Here is a 21458-nt window from a genome sequence, read left to right on the forward strand (position 1 = left end):
TCAGTCCACGAACGCGACCGGATCGCCGAGCCTGATCCGTCCGCCTTCCAACACCTCCAGATAGACCCCCAGCTTCAAGTCCCGTCCGGCCAGCGACTTCAGGCCACGCGAGGTGGAGGGCAGGTCGCCCTGGGCGACGTTCAACGTCCGGCATCGCGTGGTGTGCTTCACGAACCGGGCCAGCACCGCGTCGGCGCCGCCGCCGATCCGCAGGCTCCGCCCTTCCCAGGCGTCCTCGGCGAACGCTTCGGCGCCGGGCAACCGCAGCACCAGGTTCGGGCGCAGACGGCGCTCGTCGGTGGGGACGTCCTCCAGTTGCCGCCGGTACCAGTCCAGCGTCGCGGTCGACACCACGTGCAGCGGGGCGGCGTCGTGGTGCGCGGTGGAGGCCTCGGCCATCAGCCGCACGTCGGTGCGGCCCAGGTGGGCGCGGACAGCGGCGTCGGCGGCCGGGGACGGCACCGGGTGGCGGGTGCCGTCGGGGGCGAGCAGCTGCGGACGGCAGGCGGCCGCGTCGGTGGGGTCCTGCGGGTAGCCGGTGACGAAGTCGAGCAGGCCGTCCATGCGACGGAACCGGTTGGTGTCCTTGCAGGCCCCGAACCGGCCCTCGGCGTCCCACACCGCCCACTGGCGGTCACCGACCAGGCCGCGGCGGTCGACGGCGGCGCTGGCGGGCTGCTCGCCGCGCATCGATTTCACCGGGTAGCGCCACAGCGCGGCGACGGTGCCGACTGTTCCGTCGGTTCCGTCGGTTCCGTCGGGCTGGAGTGATCCAGAAGTCATGGGGCCAGGGTAGCCAGGGCGATGCCGCAGGCAGCAGGCGGCTTTGCGCCGGGGGAAAAGCCGGACGGGCCGTGACCCTGGTCCGAAGGTCGCGGCCCGCCCGAGTGTCGGTGTCGCTGGGGGAGCTTGTCCAACACGGTCCGGCTCGGTGAGCCGGCACACTCATCAGACCGCGCCGAGGGCCCCTCATGCCAGAGGCATGCGAAAGGATCAGCCCTGGGGGTGCAAGGAAGTCCTCTTCGGGTCCGCCGGGCGCCACGCGGAAGTCCGCTCGTCAAGGCCCTGCCGCGGGCCCGCCGGAACGAGCCGCCGCCCCCCAAGGGGAGTCACCGCTGCGGTGGCCCGTCCAGTGGTCGCTGCGGCAAGCCGAGCCTGCTTCAAGCCGCCAACGGTGCCCCGCGCGCCAGCAGATCCCGGATCCCCGCGGCCGGCAGCGCCCGCGAGAACAGCCATCCCTGGCCGGTGTCGACACCGAGCCGCCGCACCGTCTCCAGTTGCCCGGCGGTCTCCACGCCCTCGGCGGTCACCGTCAGCCCCAGGGCGTGGCCGAGCGCGGTGACGGTGGCGATGATCTGCTCGTCGGCGCCGCCGGCCGAGCCGTTCGCCCCCTGCGTCCCCTGAGCGCCCGGCGCGCCCGCGCCGACGCCTGCGGCACCGGCGGCACCGGCAGCCGAGGCCAGCCCGGCCACGAACGTGCCGTCGATCTTCAGGATGTGCACCGGCAGCCGCCGCAGATGCGACAGGTTCGAATACCCGGTGCCGAAGTCGTCGACCGCGATCGCCACCCCCTTGTCCGCCAGCGCCCGCAGCGTCGCCTGCGCCGCGTCGTCGCCGGGCAGCAGCGCCGACTCGGTGATCTCCAGCCGCAGCCGCTGCGGCGCCAGCCCGGAATCGGCCAGCGCCGACATCACGTGCCCCATCAGCCGCGGATCGCGGCACTGCCGCACCGCCACGTTCACCGACACCGGCGGCGCCGGCTGCCCCGGGCAGTCCGGCCACGTCGCCGCCGCCTGGCACGCCTCGGCCAGGATCCGGCGGCCCAGCTCCACGATCAGCCCGGAGTCCTCGGCCAGCGCGATGAACCGGTCCGGCGGCACCACCCCGAACCGCGGATGCCGCCACCGCACCAGCGCCTCCACCCCCGTCACCGCCCCGTCGGCCAGCGACACGATCGGCTGGTACTCGCAGTAGAACTGCCCGGACTCCACCGCCGCCGGCAGGTCCGCGGCCAGCCGGTACCGGGCCACGTCCTGCCCGGCGCGCTCGGCGTCGAACAACGTCCACCGGTCCCGGCCCTCACCCTTGGCCCAGTACAGCGCCAGATCCGCCGCGCGCATCAGGTCCTCCGGCGCCGAGGCCGCGGCCAGCGCCTCCACCGCGCCGATCGAACCGGTCACCGTCAGATCCCGGCCCTCCACCCGCAGCGGATCCCGCAACGCCCCCAGGACCTGCTCGGCGACCCGCTCCACCATCGGCCGCGCCGGGCCCTGAGCGCTCTGCGACCCCGCACCGGCCGCACCTGCCAAACCTGCCAGGCCAGACGGGCCCGCTGTGCCCGCTGTGCCCGTCGTGCCCGCCGGGCCGGCCGCGGCCGCACCGTTGTCGCCGCCCTTGTCGCCGCCCTTGTCGGCACCGTTGTCGCCGCCCTCGCCGCCGTAATCGACCAGCACCGCGAACTCGTCCCCGCCGGTGCGCGCCAGCAGATGCCCGCCCGGCTCCAGCGCCGCCCGCAGCCGCGCCGCCACCGCCGCCAGGAACCGGTCCCCGGCGCCGAACCCCAGCAGCGCGTTGATCTGCCGGAACCCGTCCAGATCGACGCTGCACAACCCGATCCGCTGCCCCGGGCGCGCCCGCTGCCCCGTGCGCGCCTCCAGCCACCGGGCCAGCATCGCCCGGTTCGGCAGCCCCGTGAGCTCGTCGGCCCACGGCGCGGACGAGCGGCCCGCGGCCAGCGAGTCGGCCTGCGCCGTGGGCAGATTCTGACCGGACACCGCGACCACCTCCATCGGCGGGCCCGGGGTGCCGAAGACCCCGGCCCGCACCGCCGCCTGCACGGCTTCCGAACGACTACCGAGCGCGATCATAGGACCATCCGGGGGCGCTGTGACGGCGCACACACTCCCAGATCACCTGATCGTGGCCGTACTGTCACACTCTCCGCGCACGCGTCGAGTCCCGGTCAAGGCCCCGGCGCGCGCCGCCGCGGCCGTCCCGCCACCCGGCGCCGCCCGTTGCGGACCCGGCACCGGGCCCGCGCGCGGTCGGGCACAATCAAAGGCTGTGCAGATCACGATTCGCGAAGCCCTTCCGAACGAGTTGGACGCCGCCGGGGAGCTCACCGCCGCCGCCTACGCCGACGACGCCCTGGCCGAGCCGGCCTACCTGCCGCGGCTGCGCGACGCCGCCGCCCGGCACGCCGCCGACGGCACATGGCAGCTGGTCGCCGTCGACGCCGGCGGCACGGTCGTCGGCGCCGCGGTGTACACCGTCGCCGGCAGCGAGTACGCCGACATAGCGCGCGGCGCCGAGGCCGAGCTGCGGATGCTGGCCACGGCCAAGACCGCCCGCGGCCGCGGCGTCGGCGAGGCCCTGGTCCGGCACTGCCTGGACCGGGCCGGCGCCGAACACCGCGACGCGCTGGTGCTGTCGACCAAGCCGCAGATGGCGGCGGCGCAGCGGCTGTACACGCGCCTGGGGTTCCAGCGCATCCCGGAGCGGGACTGGGAGTACGCCCCGGGCAAGGCGCTGCTGACGTTCCGGATGCCGGTCACGGCCGGCACCGCCGTCGGGCCCGCCGATTGAGCGGCGCATGCCGGCCCTGATAGCCTGAACCCGTGAAGAGCTTCGTGTGTGCCAGCTGGCGGCCGTCCTAGGGACGGCTCCCCAACCTGCACGCCGACAGGCCGTCCGACGATCCGGACGGCCTTCGTTGTTCTCAGCCCCGCTCTGGGGCGAGGCGGTCCGGGCGCCGCTGACGGTGACCCCCCGATCCGTGAGATCCCGCGAGGAGAACGACGATGAGCATCACTGTTGACGTACCCACCTCGGCCACGCCCCAGGCCACGAGTTTCCCCGCTACCGTATCCGGCAGCGGCCGCCCCGAGCCGGCGCCGCAGACGGAACCGGCTCTTTCCGCGGACGCCTCGGCGTTCCTGACCGAGGCCGAACTCGCCGCGCAGCTGGTCGGCGACGCCCGCCAGGTGCGGGTGCTGACCGGCGACCGCCCCACCGGGCCGCTGCACCTGGGCCACTACCTGGGCTCCCTGCGCAACCGCGTCCGGCTGCAGGACGCCGGCGCCGACATGTTCGTGCTGGTCGCCGACTACCAGGTCGTCACCGACCGCGACGCCGGCGCCGAGACCACCGGCCACGCCCTCGGCCTGGTCGCCGACTACCTGGCCGTCGGACTGGACCCGTCGCGCAGCACCGTGTTCGCGCACTCGGCGGTGCCGGCCCTGAACCAGCTGCTGCTGCCGCTGCTGTCGCTGATCTCCGTGGCCGAACTCGAACGCAACCCCACCACCAAAGCCGAGGCCGCCGCCTCCGGCCGCCCGGCCCTTTCGGCGCTGCTGCTCACGTATCCGGTGCATCAGGCCGCCGACATCCTGTTCTGCCACGCCGACCTGGTACCGGTCGGCCGGGACCAACTACCCCACCTGGAAGTCACGCGCACCGTGGCGCGCCGGTTCAACACACGCTACCGGCCGGTGTTCACCGAACCCCGAGCGCTGATCTCCGACGCCCCCTCGGTCCTGGGCGCGGACGGGGCGAAGATGAGCAAGAGCCGCGGCAACACCATCCCGCTGCGCGCCAGCGCCGATGAGACCGCGGCCCTCATCAAGGGCTTCAAAACCGACGCCGACCGGCACATCACCTACGACCCCGAACACCGCCCCGAGGTGTCGAACCTGCTGCTGGTCACGGCGCTGTGCCGCGGCGAGGACCCGCACACGGTGGCCGAACAGATCGGATCCGGCGGCGCGGCCGCACTGAAGCGGCAGGCCACGGAAGCGGTGAACGAACACCTGCGGCCGCTGCGGGACAGGCGCGCGCAGGTGGCCGGGGAGCGGTCGCTGCTGTCGGGGATACTGCGGCGCGGGGCGGAGCGGGCCACGGTGGAGGCTGAGGCGACGCTGCAGCGGGTGCGGGAGGCGATGGGGATGGCGTACTGAGATGTAGTGCTTCTCCAGGCAGGTGTCACGCCGCCGCCGTGACACGGCGGCGGCTCCGACGGAGACCCGGTCTGTTGTGCCGGCAAACCCGGTCTGGTCTGCCGGTCTGACTACCCGGCGGCCAGGGGGCTGTAGAACAGCTCCAGCTGGATCCCGTCGGGGTCCTCGAAGCTGACGAACTGCCCGAAGTCGGTGTCGCGGACCGGGGAGTGCGTCACCCCGAGCTCGTCGAACCGGGCCGCCCACTGCAGGAGCTCCTCCGGGGAGGACACACCGAACCCGAAGTGGTCCAAGCCCGTGGTCGCGTAGTGGAACGCCTCGCCGTCGTTGCCGGTGTGCTGCTGGAACGCCACACACACCCCGGTCGCGTGGATCATCAGCGTCTGCAGCCAGTCGGGCTTGTCGGTCACGGCCAGGGTCTTGAAGCCCAGCACGTCGGTGTAGAAACGGACGCTGGCGTCACGGTCGCGGACCGAGAAGGACACGTGCGACCAGCCGGAAAGCTCGGGCATGCTGCGCTCCTGTCAAGGGACGGCGATACGGCGATGTAGCGCTCTGAGTCGACGTGCGCACGTTACCCGCGGCGCGGCCGGGCCGGAAGGCACCCGGGCTGTGAACTGCCCGACTCCCCCGGCCCGGCCACGGCACACGCCCACGCCCACACCCACGCCTACGCCGGGTGCTCTACCAGGCCTTGCCGGCGACCTGCCGCGTGGTGGCGTTCAACCGGTTGAACAAGTTGGTCAACGCGATCATCATCACAACCGCCGCCAGCTGCTTCTCGTCGAAGAACTGCGCCGCCTCATCCCACACCGCGTCAGTGACCCCCGCCGCACCGTCGGCCATCCGCGTCGCCGCCTCCGCCAACGCCAGCGCCGCCTTCTCCTGCTCAGTGAACTGCGGGGCCTCCCGCCACACGGCCACCAGCCCGATCCGCTCCTGGGACTCCCCGGCCTTCTTCAGATTGGACAGGCCGCTGAACACACACGGCGCGCAGCCGTTGATCTGGCTGGCCCGCAGATGCACCAGCTCCAGGACGGTCTGCGACACCCCGCCCTTGTAGATGGACTTGTACAGGTCCTGAATGGAGCCGCCGGCCTCCAGGATCATGGCCGGGTTCGCGATGCGCGCTTCCATGTCGTGCTCCCCTATCGATACTGAACGGGTGTTTCATGCCGATTGGGACCTGTTGGTCCGCCGCCTCACTGACGCCGGGCCGCATCGGAATGTGACAGCGCCAGATATGACGTGGGTCACATCCAGCGCCGGGGAGGTTCGCGCAGGTCAGCGTTTCAGCTACCGCTCTAGTTCTGCCACACGGTCAGATCCACCACCGCATACGGGTTCGCATCCGTGCTGGAAGGCATCCGCCGCACCGTCACCAGCACCAGATGCCCGGTGTCGGTATGGATGCAGAAGCTGGTACCCGACGACACCTGCGACAACAGCACGTCGTGCTGGTAACGGGTGTCGTTGAGGCAAGTGGTGTAGCTGCCGGTGTCCTGCGAGTCCAGCACCGCCACACGGTCGGCGTAGAAGCGGCCGTCGACGAAGCTGGTGGCGAAAAAACCCATCGAATCCGGTCCGTTGGCGGTACCGGAAGCCGGGTGATACGTGTCGTTGAGGAAGTCGACGCTATAACCGGAAGCCAGCTGGATACCCCTGTAGGTGCCGAGCGTCGCCCCCGAGGAGGTAGTCGAACCGGCCGAGGACGTACTCGACCCGGACGACGGCGAGACGTCGACGCCACCGGCCGAGGACGAAGTGCCCGAGCCGCTCGGGGTGGCCGCCGCCGAGCTCGACGGCGCGATACCGCCGGCCGCACTGGCCGTCCCCGCCGAGGACGGCTGCGAGGAGCGGCTCGCCGTACCCGCCGCACCACCGGAGCTTTTGGAAGCGGGAGGCACCGACGCCCCGGTCGGCGTCGACGTGGACTTCGAGGCGAAGGCGTGGTCGCCGAACGCGCCGACGGCGACGCCGAGGACGAACAAGGCAGCCGGTACGCCGACGCGCGCCACAACGCTCTTCCTCGGCGGATCCGAAGCAGGCGCCGATGCCGGAAGCCCAGCAGCCGGGGTCGCTGCAGACAACTGAACGGTCGTCGTGGTGTTGGAAGGGATGTCCAGGACCTGAGCTGCCGCGGCACCGGCCGGCGCCGGCTCCTCGGCTTCCTCCGGCTCCTCGGCACCGGCTACCGGCCCGACCTCGGCTTCTTGTTCTTCCCCGCCTTGGCCTTCACCGTCCTTGCGGCCATCCTCGCTGGCGCGCACCGCCTCGGCCTGCGACTTGCCCCCCTCGGCCTGCGGTCCCTCCGCCTCTTGCGGCTTGTGGACCTGCCCCTCCGCCTGCGGTCCCTCCGCCTCAGCCAGCAGCTTGTCCGCCCCCGCCCCCGTCTCGGGCTCCTGCGCCGGCAGCGGCGTGATGATCGACGGCTCCGGCGCCACCGGCACAGCCCGCTTGCGCCCGCCACCCTTCTCGCCCCCGCCCCCATCGCCTTCCCCGGCCTCGCTCTTCACGAGCTCCGAGATCTGCCCCCAGTACTCCCGCCAGGCCTCGACGTCGCCTTCCCACGCGCCGACCAGCGCCAGCGTCACCTCCCGGGTCGGCAGGCGCGCGCCGTCCAGGGCCGCGTCGATCTGCTGTGCGGTCAATCCGGTGCGTTGCCGCAGCTCCTGTCCGTCTGGCCCCTCCGCGAAGTCCCGAAGGTCCCGCAGCCCCTGTGCCAGTACGGCGACCGCCGACGTCGACGACACCCGCTTCACTCCCCTGCCTCGTGCCTCGTCCGATGCGTCGGTGCCCAAGCGTAGTGCCGGGGGCGACGGCGTTTCGACCCCGTTGCGGACCCCGGCCCGGCTGATCGGATCTGTGCGGATGACGCGAAACCTTGACACTTCCGAGCATTGGCAGTGTGCTGAGGCACGGCGTGCGCCCCGCAGATCTCTCAAGAATCAGCAAGGAGGCACCGTGTCATCACCCCCACCCGGTTTCCGACGGCTGCTCACCGCCGCCCTGTCCTGCGCTTTGGCAGCTCTGCCACTGACACTGGGCCCCGCGCACGCGGTGACCGCTCCGACCGCGCCCGCAGCCCCGGCTCAGACATCCGCGGCCACCCTGGCGCCCACGCCCCCGATGGGCTGGAACGACTGGGCCCACTACCAGTGCTCGGTGACCGAACAGATCGTCACCGCCAACGCCGACGCCCTGGTCAGCAGCGGTCTGGCAGCCAAGGGCTACACCACGGTGACCGTCGACGACTGCTGGATGGCGACCTCCCGCGACTCCTCAGGCCACCTGGTCGCCGACAGCACCAAATTCCCCCACGGCATGGCCTGGCTCGGCACCTACCTCCACAGCAAGGGCCTGCAATTCGGCATCTACGAGGACGCCGGCTCCTCCACCTGCGGCGGCTACCCCGGCAGCGGCCAACCCCAAGGCGGCGGCCCCGACCACTTCGCCACCGACGCCGCCACCTTCGCCTCCTGGGGCGTGGACTACCTCAAACTCGACGGCTGCAACGTCTACATCCCCTCCGGACAAAGCACCGAACAGGCCTACCGCAACGCCTACAGCGCCGAAGCCACCGCACTGGCCTCCGCCGGCCGCCCCATCGTGTTCTCCGAATCCGCCCCGGCATACTTCCAGAACGGCGAATGGGGCAACCCCACCTGGTTCGACGTCCTGAGCTGGATCGGCCAGTACGGCCAACTGTGGCGCGAAGGCTGGGACATCGCCACCTACAACGCCTCCAGCCCCAACACCTCCCGCTGGTCCTCAGTCATGTCGAACTACGGCTACAACCGCTGGATCGCCCGCTACGCCCACCCCGGCAACTGGAACGACCCCGACTTCCTCATCGCCGGCGACCCCGGCCTGACCGCCGACGAATCCCGCAGCCAGGTGGGCCTCTGGGCGATGATGAGCGCACCGATGATCCTGTCCTCCAACGTCAGCGCCCTGACCTCCGCCGGCCTCGCGGCCCTGGGCAACAGCGACCTGATCGCGATCGACCAAGACTCCGCAGGCAACCAGGCCGCAGTGGTATCGACCAACGGCACACTCGACGTCCTGGCCAAACCCCTGGCCAACGGCGACCGCGCCGTAGCGGTACTGAACCGCGGCGCCTCAGCCCAGACCGTGTCAACCACACTCGCCTCGATCGGACTGCCCAACTGCACAGTAACCGCGAAGGACCTGTGGTCCGGAACCACATCGACAACCTCAAGCACGCTGTCAGCAACAATCCCATCCCACGCAACGGCAATCTGGCGCCTGACCCCCGCCTCCAACTGCCCCGCACCCATACCCACCGGCGAAGTCGTCGGCAACGGCGCGAAGTGCATGGACATCACCGGCAGCAGCACCACCGACGGCACCGCAGTGATCCTGTACAGCTGTTCCGGCAACGCAAACCAAGCATGGACACGGCCGGGCGACGGCAGCATGCGGTCACTGGGCAAGTGCCTGACCGCATCGGGCACCACGGCAGGCAGCTCAGTAGTGCTGTCCACCTGCACGGGGACATCGACGCAACACTGGACAGCGCATCCGGACGGAACACTGACCAACGACGCCTCCGGATTGTGCCTCGACGTGTACGGAGGCGGAACGGCCAACAACACGAAGCTGGACACCTGGACCTGCGGGAACCACCAAGCGAATCAGGCATGGGCATTGCCAGCGTGAGCACGACCGAGCCCAGAACCAGACCGTAACTGAATGCAACACCCGCGCTGACTAAGCCTGCCGGTGGGGTCGCAGCTGGCTATCACTACGACCCCACCACCAGATCTCCTAAGAACTCCTCCGCCACATCAGTTCGTCGGGGCTTCTTGGGGTGGGACCGGAATACGAGAGAAAGGGGCCGTGATCTTGTATCGTGGCAGGTAGGGGGGCGGGAAGTCGTCTTTAGTCACACCACGTTAGGCTGTGGATTGTTGCCCAGGCGATACTCCTCGGAGGGCATCGAGTCCCATTCAGTGTTCGCCCCGTCGCGCGTCACGATAAACAGCGGACGCGATCGGAGGGCCAGCCCGACGCGTTGTGCGCGTAGGACGATCCCAGGATCATCGGGTCCTGCGTAGCCCTCTGGCGTGTACCGAAGGCCAACGTCGTGTGTCTCGGCGTACGCGATCGTGTCACTCTCCAGCTCCGCCAGGTCTTTCCCGACCAGTCGAAGTCCGTCGAAGGCGACCTGGGGGCCGTGCACGGCATCGGAGGCGATGCAGAACAGCCCCACAGCTTGACTGACATAACCCGTAACCGCAGGCGGGGAAGCAGCTACCTCGCGATGGTGGACTTCGACTCTCCAAATCGGCGCGAAGATCGAGTGATGCCGTACGCACTCGCTGACCTTCGTCGGACCGAAGGTTCCCGCCGTCTTGACCACTTCGTCGAGGCTCATGCCGAACCGGAGAGGCCCAACGCCGATGGTCGGCGCGTATAGCCATTCGTCTCGTTCGACGGCCCCGAGATCAGCTTCGGTGTTGAACGTCATAGCTAAACCTTTGCGGCCACCCGAGAATCGGTGAGCTCTGCGGCGTGGTCTGATCCTGTCGGATCATGCGGTTTCAGCCGCGGCGATGCGTGCGGCGTAGACCCGGTACGCCTTGCGCTCAGCCGGTCCGGCGGCGGCCAGGCCGCCGCTTTGCGCCAGCGCAGCACGGTGCAGGTCGGCCGGGGCCGACAGCCGGACCGAATGCCCCTGGCCTCGGCGGACAGTCTGCCCGCCGTCCAGGGCCGTGCGGACTGCGGCATCGCCGACGTCACGCAGGTACTCGGCGATCAATCCGGGGATGTCGAGAGTGATCTCTGGGCGCTCGGTTGCCGCAGCACGATCGGCCCCGGCCCCGTCGTCCAGCGCATTCGGATTCTCACCCGGTACGCGGGCACCAGCGGCGTCCAGAACGCGCCGGATGGTGCGGGGCGCGACGTCGTGCTGCCTGGCCAGCGCCTTGACGGCGGTGCCCTCGTGGTAAGCGGCGACGATCCGACCGGCGGCATCGGCGGAGACTGCGGCAGGGCGGCCGAGGGTCTTGCCGGAGGCCCCGGCAGCGGCGACGCCCTCGCGCGTGTTCTCGCTGATCATGTCGCGCTGGAACTCCAACACGGCGGCCAGAACAGACACCATCATCTTGGTCCCGGGGTCGTCGGAGGCCAGGTCGATCCCCGACAGCAGACCCGATTCCACGCGCAGGTGAAGCCCACGGCGGATGAGCACCGGCCGCAGCGCCAGGATGTCGGCCACAGAGCGGAACAGCCGGGCGGCGTCAGCGATGCGGATCGTGTCACCGACCGCTGCCGCGTTCAGCAGCGCGGTGAACCCCTCCCGGCGCAGCGACAGCACACGGGAGGATGTGGCCGGGTCGTCGAAGACCGGGCTGCCGGCGGCCAGCAGCGCGGCCAGGGCGTGACGCTGCCGGGCGTCGGTCTGCCTGTCGGTGGAATGGCGCAGATAGACAAGATCGGTCACGGACGTCCCTCGCGCTCGGCGTACAGCCGGCCCCGCGGCGTCGTTCCCTGAGGTCGTGTCAGTACCACGCCACGACTCCCACGGCGCCCTGACCGGTCGCCGCGGCCAGCCTTAGGACCCGCAGCGGGCCGTCCAGAAGCTCCTCGGCATCGGCTTCGGGCGCGTCGCCGTACTCCGCAAGCCAGCGCCGAGAACGCTCGAGTACCTGGCTGCGGCCCTGCCCCGTCAAGGCCAGCGCCTGCTCGACGCCCGCGAGAGCGGCGGCAACCTCGGCATGCTTGAGTGCGAACTCGCCGAACCGCCCAGGCAGCAACGCCGAACGAGCGGCGCCGAGCCCGTAGTGCAGCGCCGCTGCCGGGCTGGCCTTCCGCGCCGTCGCGGCGAACGTGCCCTCACCGCCGTGGGGCATCAGCTCCACGAAGCGCTCAGCCGAGTCGCCGTAGGTCTGCGAACCCGGGTTCGCGACATCGATCAAGGTGGCGAACCGCTCGGCGGCCGCTGTCGGCCGAAGCCAGGATCGGCCCGGGACCGGCTCGAAGAAATCCTCGGCGTCTCCGCCGTGTTCCCACCACGCCATCAGTTCGACGTAACGTGCGAACGCCTCCGTACTGCGGTACTCGTCCAACAAGTCCGCCAACGCCGCGCTCAAGGCCGACAGCTGGGCATCGTCAATGGCCGCAACGGCCCACACGCCCATCACGCTCACCGGACCCCACCCCTCATTACTGTCCGTCGACGACCGGTGATCATTCGCGGCGGACGAGCTCAACCGCTTGCCAGATCATCCCCCGCCATCCGGCGGCAGCCTCTCTCCGGGCAGGGGAACGCACAACCATGATCGCCGCCACTGGTGGCCGGTCAGAGGCGGCCGTCGCGGTCATCCTAGGGGGCGTAATGGGGAGGCGGAATCCTGGACCGGATCCGATTGGATCGGTCCGGCGTTTCCGCTGGTGGCGCGGCTGCGCGCATTGGATCGTCACATGGGGGCGGAATCGATCGATTAAGCCCCCGTACGATGATCGGATCAGGGTGCTCGTCAACCCCGACGCGCCGCCTGTCGGTGCGGACTGGCACGATTGCGGCCGTCGCCAGCAGGCGGCGATCATCGCGGAACGGAAGCTGATGACCACAAAGACACCGCTTGACGCTCGCGGCCTGCTGGCCAAAGCGAACGTCGTCGGATCCCTGGCCGACGGACGCGATGTCCTGGCGGTTCGAATACCGAAAGGCACCGCGTTCCAGACGTGGCATGCATTCAAGAAGCTCTACGACGAGACCGGACTGTGGCCGTTCCTGACCGATCCGGAACGCGACGACCGTCGCCCCACGGTCTGGGAGGCCTTCGAGGCGAATCGCCGGATCGCGGCCAGTGAGCCTTCAGCCGTCACCGCAAGCGAGTTGTTCGAACGCTGGCGTGCGGAATACCTCGAAGAAGACGAGGACGATCCGGACTTCGACGAAGAGGAGTTGGCGGAGATCGCGGCTGGGTACAGCTGCGGGCCGCTTGACCTCCCGCCCGTCCCCGCAGTCGGCAAGTGCTGGGCCGCGAATACCGAGGAGATCGGATTGTGCCCGGCCGGCCCCGGCGGCACCGACATCCCCAGGCTGATCGAGTGGGGCGGGGCCTGCAACTATGGCATTACCGGTGCGCAGCACGAAGCAGTCTTGTCCTACTGGCACCGTGAGCACGGTGCCGAACTGCTGACGCTCGCCTTCGATGTGATCGAGTTGGCCGTCCCCGATCCGCCGGCCGACCCCGCGACCGTGGCCCGCGTTGCCGAGCAGCAGGTCGCCTACTGCTCGGACATCGTCACCCAAGGCGTCGGCACGACGACCGCTCTGGCGCAGGAGCAGGTCTACGGCCACTCCTGGTTCTTCTGGTGGGACTGACCAGAGCCCATCAAAGCGCAGACCGAGAGGACGGACACGATGGGCACCTGGGATGCCGGTCCGTACGACAACGACAGCGCGGCCGACTTCGCCAACGACCTGGACGACGCACCGGAGCACCAGCGCGTCGCCATGGTTCGCGCAGCTCTCACGGCCGCCGTTGAGAATGACGGCTACCTCGACCTCGACGAGGGAGCTCCGGCCGTGGCCGCTGCCGCCCTGGTGGCGTACCGCCTGCCCGGCGGCGAGCATTTCGCGCCGAACGGCTACGGCCCTGAGGCTCCAGTCCCGGACCTGCCGCCGGACCTGGTCCCGCTCGCGATCAGCGCGGTCGAGCGAGTCCTCGGCGAAGACAGCGAACTCGCGGCCCTGTGAGCTGAGGACATGCGGGCGCAGCGACCTTGGCACACGTCGATGTATCAGCTGAAGTCCGTTCTGCTCAGCGGAGCGACCAACGACATGGACCCGCTGTTCGAGGCGGCCCCGTGATCCCCGCCCCGTTCCGCGGTTCGTGGTGCGCCACCGACCTCGGAGATCACCGACCGTGCCGCTACACCTACGAGCGCTACCCGATCGAATCGGTGCCCCCGTTGGACGAGAAGTCGTTCACTGGCGACTTCGCCTGGCGCGGCGATCTCGGGGACGTCCTGGACGGGCAGATGGCCGCGATGGACAGTCTCGGCACCGACCTGGCCGAGGCCGGACTGAGCCTGCCGACTGACTTCGTCACATATATGACCCGGTCGAACCTGTACCGGTGCCTGGACGAGGTGTCAGGCACCTGCTGCTGGACGAGCCTGTCCACGCCGCTGCCCAGCCCCATCGAACCCGACGCTCGCATGGTGCGGTTCTTCCGCGACCAGCAGGACTGCGTGCTGTGGTACCTATACCTGCGGCCCGACGGCGACTCCTTCGTCGTCCACTCCTACCGCGACATCGAATGGGAGGCTGAGGTCGGATCGAGCGGAGACGCCGACGAGATCGAGAACCTCCCGGACTTCGACAACGACCTGGACTACGAGGTCTTCTGGTGCGCGCCAACGGTCGAGATCTTCGCCTACCGGTTCTGGACGGAAAGCGTCCTTCAGCTCGCGCTCCACGGCGAACGACCCATCGAAGACCTTGACGAAGCCCAACTCGCCTACCTCAATCACTACGCGCAAGCCTCCGGCAGGAGCCGATAGCCGGATATATTCAGGATGGCCGGGCTGGCGGGCTCATGTCCCGCCGGTCGCGAACAGCACCCTGGGTTCCAGATCCAGCGTCGTTGCCGGGGTGTGCTCCGGCGGGGTGAGGTCCACGATCCAGTCGCCGAACCGCCGTATCGTGCGGGTGACATACGGGCTGATCGTGCCAGGTCGTCGAGGTCTACCGGGTGGCCGTCTGCGGCGAGGGCGTTCGCCGCGTCGGTGATGTCCAGGGCCGTGGAGTAGATGGCACAGTTCGCCACGAGCTCGTTGAACTTCACCACCCGATCCTGGTAGCCGGGGTCGTTGTGGCTGATCAGCTGGCCGCCGATCATCAGGTGGGCGGCGAACTTGTGGAAGTTCTCGGTCCGGTTGGTGACCATCGTGATCTGATCGCGCAACGCCGGCTCGGACAGGTACCGCAGCAGCGTGATGGTGCGGATCACTCGGCCCAGCTCGCGCAGCGCCTTGTAGATCCGGTTGCGCCGGGAATGGTTCCCCAGGCGGCGCAGCAACGTCACCGACGACAGCCGACCCTCCCGAATGGAGATCCCGGTGCGCAGCAGATCAGTCCAATGCTTCTCCAGCAGTCCCCAATCGATCACGTTGTCCTCGAACAGCGCATCGATGTGCTTGTACTTCGCGCCTGCGGCCGGCCGGTAGAAGTTCAAGTCATGCCAGTTCCGAATCCGTGGCAGCAGGTCGAACCCCAGCAGCGCGGCCATCTCGAACACCGGCAGCGAGGCCCCCTGGGTGTCGGCGTGGATCGTCTCGGGCTTCACGTCGGAGATGTTGGACAGCAGCGAGTCCAACAGGTACACCGCCTCCCACACCCCGCACGGGATGAAGTGGGAGAACAGGGCGATGTAGTTGTCGGACACCAGCCGGAAGGCCAGGGCCCCGAACCCGCCGTAGCGGACGTGGGATTCGGCCAGGAGGTTGTTCTCCCAGGTGTCGATCTGCGAGCCGTCCACCGCGGCGGTCTGCCCGTCGCCCCACATGGCCGCGACGTCCAGCTTCGCGAACGCGTTCACGACGTCCGCCGACGACTTGTAGATCTTGTTGGGATCGGAGTGCTTGTTCCCGGCGGTGTAGATCTCGTGCGTAGACACGCCTCGCATGTGGCGGGCCACCTCCGTCGGCCCCAGGTTGCCGCCGTAGGCGAAGGCTGTGACCACGTACCGGCCCAGGCTGTCGCGGATCTTCGGGTCTGATCCCGAGGCCGGGCCCAGGTGCCGGGGCCAGCCGGTCCAGGATCGCCGCCTCCAGCGCGAGGGCCGAGGGCAGCCGCTCGGCGCCCTTGCGCCGGGCCAGCACCGGCTGGCCGTCCTCCAGCCGCAGGTCGGTATTGGCCGGGTAGCCCTTGTCCACGTCGGCCGCGGTCTTCGTCAGCAGCGCCCGGTAGTGCGTTATCAGCGTCTTAGGGTCGGCTGGCAGGCCCGCCTGCTCGCAGACGTCCCGATGTGCGGCTCGCACTCCTCCCAGGTCATCTGCTGGGTGTGCAGGTTGGCGTAGGAGTCCGACCCGACCACCGCGATGTCGCCGCTGCGAAGCTCGGACGCCAGGTGGGAGAACACGCACACCTCCAGGTGACGCCGGGCCAGCATCCCGGGGCGGCGCCGGTCGCGCAGCGTGCGCTTCCACAGAGGCCCGGCGAACGCGTCGATATCGAGGGTCAGCACGACCTCCTCGCCATCACGCTCGACCAGGACGGTTTCATCGATTCGTTCGGCAATGCGGCCGGCGTCCCGGACGGCCCGCACGAACTCCAGCGCGTCCAGTACCGCCCGCTCCGCCGACGTCGCCTCCAGCTCGATCGCGTCCACCAGTGTGAACAACGTCGGCCGGTGCGACTTGTAGTACTGCTCGCACAGGGGCAGGTAGTTGTTTCCGTGGTGCGCGGCCACTGCCTCGTGTGCTGCGGACAGCCGGTCAACGCCCCCGCCGCCGGCCAGGGCCTTCAGGACCAGGGCACCGGTTCGGCGGGCGAGCTCCGCCTGTGCCTCGGCCTCTTCTTCGGCCTGCAGCTCGGCCGTCTCTTCACCGGCGGGGTCCGGCTCAGCAGTTTCGGTCTCGTCGACAGCGTCTTCGGCATCTGGTCCCACCGCGGGTTCGGGAGCGTCTGGGTCCTGCTCGGCAGCTTCGCGAGCGGCGGCCAGCACGTCGCCGAACACCTCCAGCAGCCGCTCGGATTCGATCCGGTGTTCTTCGCGCAGCGCCTCCAGCCGGAACCGGCCCTTCTTGTGGATGACGCCCATGCGCTTGCAGAACATCTCGGTCACCTCGTCCCGGGCCGAGGTACGCAGCACGTGGATGAAGCCGGCCAGCAGCGTCAGCCGCTTGTCCTCGCCGACCTTGGCCATGTCGGCAGCGTCGGTGACCTTCGCCTCCCCGGCGAAGTGCGAGATCTTCCCGGGCGGGACGCCAGTGAGCCAGGACTCGGTCGGACCGACCGCGTCCAGCTTCGCCAGGTGCGCCAAGCGCTCCTTGAGCTTGCCGATCGTCGCGGCCTTCGCCGGAGCCTTTAACTTGTCGAACTCGCTGCGCGGGGTCGAGGGGTCCACCCACAGCAGGTGAAGCAGCCACGCCCGCTGCGCGCCCGTCATCCGGGCCGCGACGTCCGCGTACACCTTCCCGTTGACCTCGGCGCGGACCCGGGCAACCATCTTGTCCAAGGCGGTGTAACCGGGAAGCTCCTTGCCCTGGACGACCAACTCCTCCAACGCCACGTTGATTAGAGAGGCCGGGTTGTCCTTGCTCTGCGCCGCCGCCCGGATCGCCGATTCAGCGATCTCCCGCACCTCCGCAGAGTCGTACTTCACTCCCAACCTGGCACGCACGAACTCCCGGTGCCGCTTGGCCGTCCGGGTCGCGTCCACCTCGGCGACGACGCTCTCCGGCAGCTCCAGCAGCCCGCGTATGTGGACGACCACCGCATCAGGGACCTCGTCCAGCGACGGGAAATACCGCAGACGCCGATAACACTTCAGCCAGACCACCAGCGCCAACAGGTGCTGATCGGTCTTGGTCGTCGCCCGCGCCCAGGCCACCTCGTCCGCAGCCGGAGTGAAGCTGTCTGCCAACTCCCGCGCCGACACCATCCGCGCGAACCCTGGATCGGCGGTGCGGTCGATCGACGTCAACACACACCTCGACAGGTCATGGATCAGCAGGCTGACAGAATCCTAGCGACGCACGCAGAGGCGATCGACACCGGCACTCAGCAGCTGCGGAACAAGATCACAGCCCCTTTCTCCCGTATTCCGGTCCCACCCCTTCTTGAGACTCCTGTAGACGCCTTCCCGGAACCCGCCCGCCGACGCCTGACCCATCACGCTCCCGTTCAGCAGCAGCAAGCTCCCCCCGCAACGAAGCAGCCAGCAGCTCGGCCTCACGACGTGCCTCACGCTCAGCACTCAAAGCAGCAGCGTCCTGCTGCGCACGCGCCATCACCTGATCCAGACGAGCCGCCGCGGCATCCACAGCAGCCTCGGCGCGCGCCGCCCGCTCCGCCTCGGCGAGCCTCGCCGCAACCTCGCGGTCGGCGCGTTCCGTCTCGGCCACACGCGCCGCATGCGCAGCCTCGGCATCAGCTCTAGCAGCCTGGACCTGCGCGGTCAGATTGGCACGCAACGCCTCCAACTCCGCTGCCGCACGCTGAGCCGCCGCCTCAGCCTCAGCGGCAGCGGTCGCAGCCTTGCCCTCGGCCGCAGCAATCCGCGCATCCGCCGCCTGCCGCACCAGCTCGGCCTGCTCACGTGCGGCTTCCAACAACAGGGCGGTCTCGGCACGGGTGCGGTTGGCCAACTCCGTAGCTTCGGCAGCATCCCGGCGGGCGGCGTCGACTTCCCGGCGCGCCTGTTCACGCATCGCGGCCACGGCGGCCTCACCCTGCTCACGCAGCTCGGCAAGTTGCTCGCCAGCCTCCCGCCGCAGCTGCTGTTCGTGCTCGGCATGCGCGGCGACCGCGGCATCCAGCGCTTCACGCGCCACATCGGCATCCGCAGCCGCCTGCTCAGCACCGGCGTTCGCCGCTTGAACGGCGAGCTCAGCCTCGGCCCGGCGTGCAGCTTCCGCAGCGGCAACCTGCTCAGCCGCGGTCACCCGCGCGGCCGCGTCCAGCTCCACAGAACGCAGCTGCCGCTCCACATTCTCCGGATCGGTGATCGCCTCAGCACGTTCCAACCACAGGTCCACCTGCGCGCCAAGCTGCCGCAACGTCGCCGCGACCGACACGCCCGAGGCCTCGAACCCGGCGCGCGCCGCTGTCACGGGCAGCCCTCCGCCGCTTCCACTTCCCACAGCGGCTGCCACGACAACGGCCCCACCGACCGGCGTACCTCCGGCTGCGGCAGCTTCAGCCCGCGCGGCGGCCTTCCGCGCCCGGTTGAATGTCACGGCGTTGTGCCCGGGATCGTCGCAGTACTCGTGCCGCCGTCCGCGGCTCCCGGGCAACGTCTCCTTCACAGGCCGCGAACACCGCCCGAGCCGCTCGAACTTGCACAGCGGCCGCCCACCGGAACTCAGCTCATCGCTCACGCTCCCATCCTGGCGGACGCGCCGGGCGTGTCGGGCACCGCCACTCCGCGTCACCCTTTTGAACACCATTTCAATGCGTTACACACCATGCAATGCAACGCAATCCTGTAATGCAGTGCAACGAAACCTCCTCCGCATAATGCACGTTATGCGGAGTCGCGAGCGTCGGGTAGGCGGAGGGGCGGGGCGGCGTGATGCAAGGCAAAACGGGGTGCCGTCCACTGTCGTTGTGAGACACCTGACCTGCCTTACCGAAGCTGGCCAGGTATCCTGTCTCGCCGAAGTTGGCCCCGTCTCACTCAATCTGGCCCGATCCGCGCGGGAGCGGCCAACTTCAGTGAGACAACGATCTTCGACACTGCGCCGGCCTCGTCGCCGTGCTGGTCAGACGGCCTGTGTTCGCCGGAGTGAACCGCCGAGAATGGCCAACTTCGGTGAGACAAGAGGAGAGAACTTGTCCCACGGGCCAACTTCAGTGAGACGCCGCGGGCTGATCCGTCTCACTGAAGTTGTCCCGCCGCAGCTCAGGGCTCTGGCCGCTGGCCAACTTCAGTGAGACAGGACACCAGGACTGTGCTCGAGGGTTCGCCGGCCTCATGGAACCCGGCCGATCACCGCTGGTCGGCGTCCAGCGGTGATGGCGCTCTCTGAAAATGGCTCTGGCGAGCATCACGGGACGGTCACGGCCACGTCCGGGTGATTCTTGCGGGTCTGACCTGCTCACGAGGCTGTTGGTGCACATGGTGCTGTGTTGTGGGTGGGGATCTCTGGGGTCTGGTTTGGCCCGATGTCGAGGGGCTTGTGATCGACGGGGCCATGGTGGTTGGCGACCATGTGCGGGTCGACGCGCGGTGCGCGGTCGGTCAAGCGACGTGTCCGGGCTGCGGAGGCGTCTCGGCCCGAATACACAGCCAGTACCTGCGGCGGCTGGTCGACCGACCGCTTGGCGGCCGGCGCCTGGTTGTGCATCTTCGTGCCCGTCGTTTCTTCTGCGTCAACGGGTCCTGCGAGAAGGTGACGTTCGCGGAGCAGGTGCCGAACCTGACCTCGCGGCATGCCAGGTGCAGCCCTGCGATGGCGCGCATGGTCCAGACGGTCGGGCTGGCCGTGGGCGGTCGGCCGGGATCGCGGCTGCTGCGGCAGTTGGGAGCCGCCGTCGAACGGACTACGGTGCTTTCCCGCGTGAAGGCCTTGCCGATCCCGGCGACGCCACGGGTGAGAGTGCTGGGTGTCGACGAGTTCGCGATCAGACGTGGCCGGACCTATGCGACGTTGCTGTGCGACGTGGAGACGCGCAGGCCGGTTGATCTACTTCCGGAGCGGACGGCGGACAGCCTGGTCGCCTGGCTGGCGGCCCATCCTGGCGTCGAGATCATCTGCCGGGACCGCTCCAGCGTCTACAGCGAGGGCGCCAAGCGGGGCGCACCATCGGCGACCCAGGTGGCCGACCGCTGGCACCTGCTCCAGAACCTGACCGCCGCGGTGGAGAAGACGGCCCACGCTCACCGCGCCTGCCTGCGCAAAGCCGCCGAGCCACTCGCCGCCCCAGGTGCGGATCAGGAGCCCGACGCTCCGGGCGGGTCCCCGATCGAGGATGGCCTGCCGCCATCGGACCCCCCGGGCAACCAGCTTCTCGCACGCACCCGACAACGCCACGCTGACGTCCTTGAACTGCTGGACCAGGGCCACACGATGGCCGCGACCGCCCGGATCCTGGGGCTGGACCCGCGCACCGTCAAACGCTTCGCCACCGAGGACCTGGAGAACATGCTCGCCTCGGCCCGTGATCGCCGCCCGGCGAAGATCGACCCGTTCAAGCCGCTCCTCCAGGCTCGCTTTCACAGCGGCTGCCACAACGCCAATCAGCTGTTCCGGGAGATCGCCGAACGCGGCTACCCGGGCAGCCACCAGTCGGTCCGCCGCTACGTCGCCACACTGCGCTCCGGCACAGCCGATCTGGAAGAGCGCCGTGTCGTTCCCAGCCCTCGCCAGATCACCGGCTGGATCATGCGTAGCCCAAGCAGCCTGTCCGAAGACGAACAGCAGCGGCTCAAGCAGGTCATGGAGTCCTGCCCCGACCTGAGCATCGCCCGGGAGCTGGCCGGCGACTTCCATGCGATCCTGCGCCGACGCTCCGGCCAGGCCGATCTCGCTGACTGGAGTCAGCAGGTCCTGGAGCACGGATCACGGCCGCTCCAAGGTTTCGCCGCGTTCCTCCAGAACGACTGGGACGCCGTCGTCGCCGGGCTGTCCCTTCCCTGGAACTCAGGTGTGGTCGAGGGCCACGTCACGCGCGTCAAGCTGATCAAGAGGAGGTGTTTCGGACGGGCGTCGTTCGGACTTCTGCGCACCCTGGTCCTTGCCCAACCACCATGATCTCGCAGTCCAGGTGCGCCTGATCAGCGATAGATTCGCCCC

At 69.3% G+C, this 21458-nt stretch carries 17 protein-coding genes and 1 pseudogene; 7 read left to right on the plus strand and 11 right to left on the minus strand.

The window, feature by feature from the left end:
- Entirely contained in the window at positions 1–783 is a 783-nt protein-coding gene (locus ABD466_RS33565; protein ID WP_344661260.1) for an MOSC domain-containing protein, read from the minus strand.
- A gap of 377 nt (positions 784–1160) precedes the next feature.
- Complete coding sequence (locus ABD466_RS33570; RefSeq protein ID WP_344661261.1) at positions 1161–2867, minus strand: putative bifunctional diguanylate cyclase/phosphodiesterase; 1707 nt, start codon at positions 2865–2867, stop codon at positions 1161–1163.
- A gap of 196 nt (positions 2868–3063) precedes the next feature.
- Here ABD466_RS33570 and ABD466_RS33575 point away from each other — a divergent pair, with 196 nt between their 5' ends.
- Entirely contained in the window at positions 3064–3585 is a 522-nt protein-coding gene (locus ABD466_RS33575) for a GNAT family N-acetyltransferase (RefSeq protein WP_344661262.1), read from the plus strand.
- A gap of 215 nt (positions 3586–3800) precedes the next feature.
- Entirely contained in the window at positions 3801–4955 is a 1155-nt protein-coding gene (gene trpS, locus ABD466_RS33580) for a tryptophan--tRNA ligase (protein WP_425558812.1), read from the plus strand.
- Between the two features lie 110 nt (positions 4956–5065).
- On the opposite strand, the gene ABD466_RS33585 is transcribed toward trpS, so the two are convergent.
- The 3 genes from ABD466_RS33585 to ABD466_RS33595 form a co-directional block, all read right to left on the minus strand.
- Positions 5066–5467 (minus strand): VOC family protein, encoded by a 402-nt coding sequence (locus tag ABD466_RS33585; RefSeq protein WP_344661263.1) that lies wholly within the window; start codon positions 5465–5467, stop codon positions 5066–5068.
- Positions 5468–5639: 172 nt separating this feature from the next.
- On the minus strand, positions 5640–6092 hold the full coding sequence (locus ABD466_RS33590; RefSeq protein WP_344661264.1) for a carboxymuconolactone decarboxylase family protein: 453 nt from the start codon (positions 6090–6092) through the stop codon (positions 5640–5642).
- Between the two features lie 167 nt (positions 6093–6259).
- Positions 6260–7708, minus strand: a complete 1449-nt coding sequence (locus tag ABD466_RS33595) for a hypothetical protein (protein WP_344661265.1) — start codon at positions 7706–7708, stop codon at positions 6260–6262.
- Between the two features lie 211 nt (positions 7709–7919).
- Here ABD466_RS33595 and ABD466_RS33600 point away from each other — a divergent pair, with 211 nt between their 5' ends.
- A complete protein-coding gene (locus ABD466_RS33600; protein WP_344661266.1) occupies positions 7920–9638 on the plus strand; it encodes a ricin-type beta-trefoil lectin domain protein in 1719 nt (572 codons plus the stop codon).
- Between the two features lie 226 nt (positions 9639–9864).
- Here ABD466_RS33600 and ABD466_RS33605 read toward each other — a convergent pair whose 3' ends face one another.
- The 3 genes from ABD466_RS33605 to ABD466_RS33615 form a co-directional block, all read right to left on the minus strand.
- Positions 9865–10449 (minus strand): hypothetical protein, encoded by a 585-nt coding sequence (locus ABD466_RS33605; RefSeq protein WP_344661267.1) that lies wholly within the window; start codon positions 10447–10449, stop codon positions 9865–9867.
- 63 nt (positions 10450–10512) lie between these two features.
- The gene (locus ABD466_RS33610) at positions 10513–11424 is read right to left on the minus strand and encodes a recombinase family protein (protein ID WP_344661268.1); all 912 of its coding nucleotides are present in this window, start codon (positions 11422–11424) and stop codon (positions 10513–10515) included.
- 58 nt (positions 11425–11482) lie between these two features.
- Positions 11483–12130 carry a hypothetical protein gene (locus tag ABD466_RS33615; RefSeq protein ID WP_344661269.1) on the minus strand — a complete coding sequence of 216 codons (648 nt, stop codon included), beginning with the start codon at positions 12128–12130 and terminating at the stop codon, positions 11483–11485.
- 941 nt (positions 12131–13071) lie between these two features.
- Between ABD466_RS33615 and ABD466_RS44550 the strand changes: the two are divergent.
- From ABD466_RS44550 to ABD466_RS33630, 3 genes and pseudogenes are all read left to right on the plus strand, one after another.
- Positions 13072–13314: pseudogene (locus ABD466_RS44550) on the plus strand (DUF4253 domain-containing protein); the annotation flags it as partial.
- Positions 13315–13353: 39 nt separating this feature from the next.
- Positions 13354–13689, plus strand: coding sequence for a DUF4259 domain-containing protein (locus ABD466_RS33625; RefSeq protein ID WP_344661271.1), 336 nt, complete (start codon positions 13354–13356; stop codon positions 13687–13689).
- A 110-nt stretch (positions 13690–13799) separates the two neighbouring features.
- Positions 13800–14498, plus strand: coding sequence for a hypothetical protein (locus ABD466_RS33630; protein ID WP_344661272.1), 699 nt, complete (start codon positions 13800–13802; stop codon positions 14496–14498).
- On the opposite strand, the gene ABD466_RS33635 is transcribed toward ABD466_RS33630, so the two are convergent.
- From ABD466_RS33635 to ABD466_RS33645, 3 genes are all read right to left on the minus strand, one after another.
- Positions 14468–15850: a Tn3 family transposase gene (locus tag ABD466_RS33635; RefSeq protein ID WP_344661307.1), complete on the minus strand. Its 1383-nt coding sequence runs from the start codon at positions 15848–15850 to the stop codon at positions 14468–14470. The two genes, ABD466_RS33630 and ABD466_RS33635, sit on opposite strands and share 31 nt — an antisense overlap.
- A 63-nt stretch (positions 15851–15913) precedes the next feature.
- The gene (locus ABD466_RS33640) at positions 15914–17644 is read right to left on the minus strand and encodes a DUF4158 domain-containing protein (protein WP_344661273.1); all 1731 of its coding nucleotides are present in this window, start codon (positions 17642–17644) and stop codon (positions 15914–15916) included.
- Between the two features lie 97 nt (positions 17645–17741).
- The gene (locus ABD466_RS33645) at positions 17742–18773 is read right to left on the minus strand and encodes a hypothetical protein (protein ID WP_344661274.1); all 1032 of its coding nucleotides are present in this window, start codon (positions 18771–18773) and stop codon (positions 17742–17744) included.
- A gap of 1020 nt (positions 18774–19793) precedes the next feature.
- On the opposite strand from ABD466_RS33645, the gene ABD466_RS33650 reads away from it, so the two are divergent.
- The gene (locus tag ABD466_RS33650) at positions 19794–21416 is read left to right on the plus strand and encodes an ISL3 family transposase (protein WP_344661275.1); all 1623 of its coding nucleotides are present in this window, start codon (positions 19794–19796) and stop codon (positions 21414–21416) included.
- The last annotated feature ends 42 nt before the right edge of the window (positions 21417–21458 follow it).

The sequence above is a fragment of the Catenulispora subtropica genome, assembly GCF_039531675.1.
Taxonomy (GTDB): domain Bacteria; phylum Actinomycetota; class Actinomycetes; order Streptomycetales; family Catenulisporaceae; genus Catenulispora; species Catenulispora subtropica.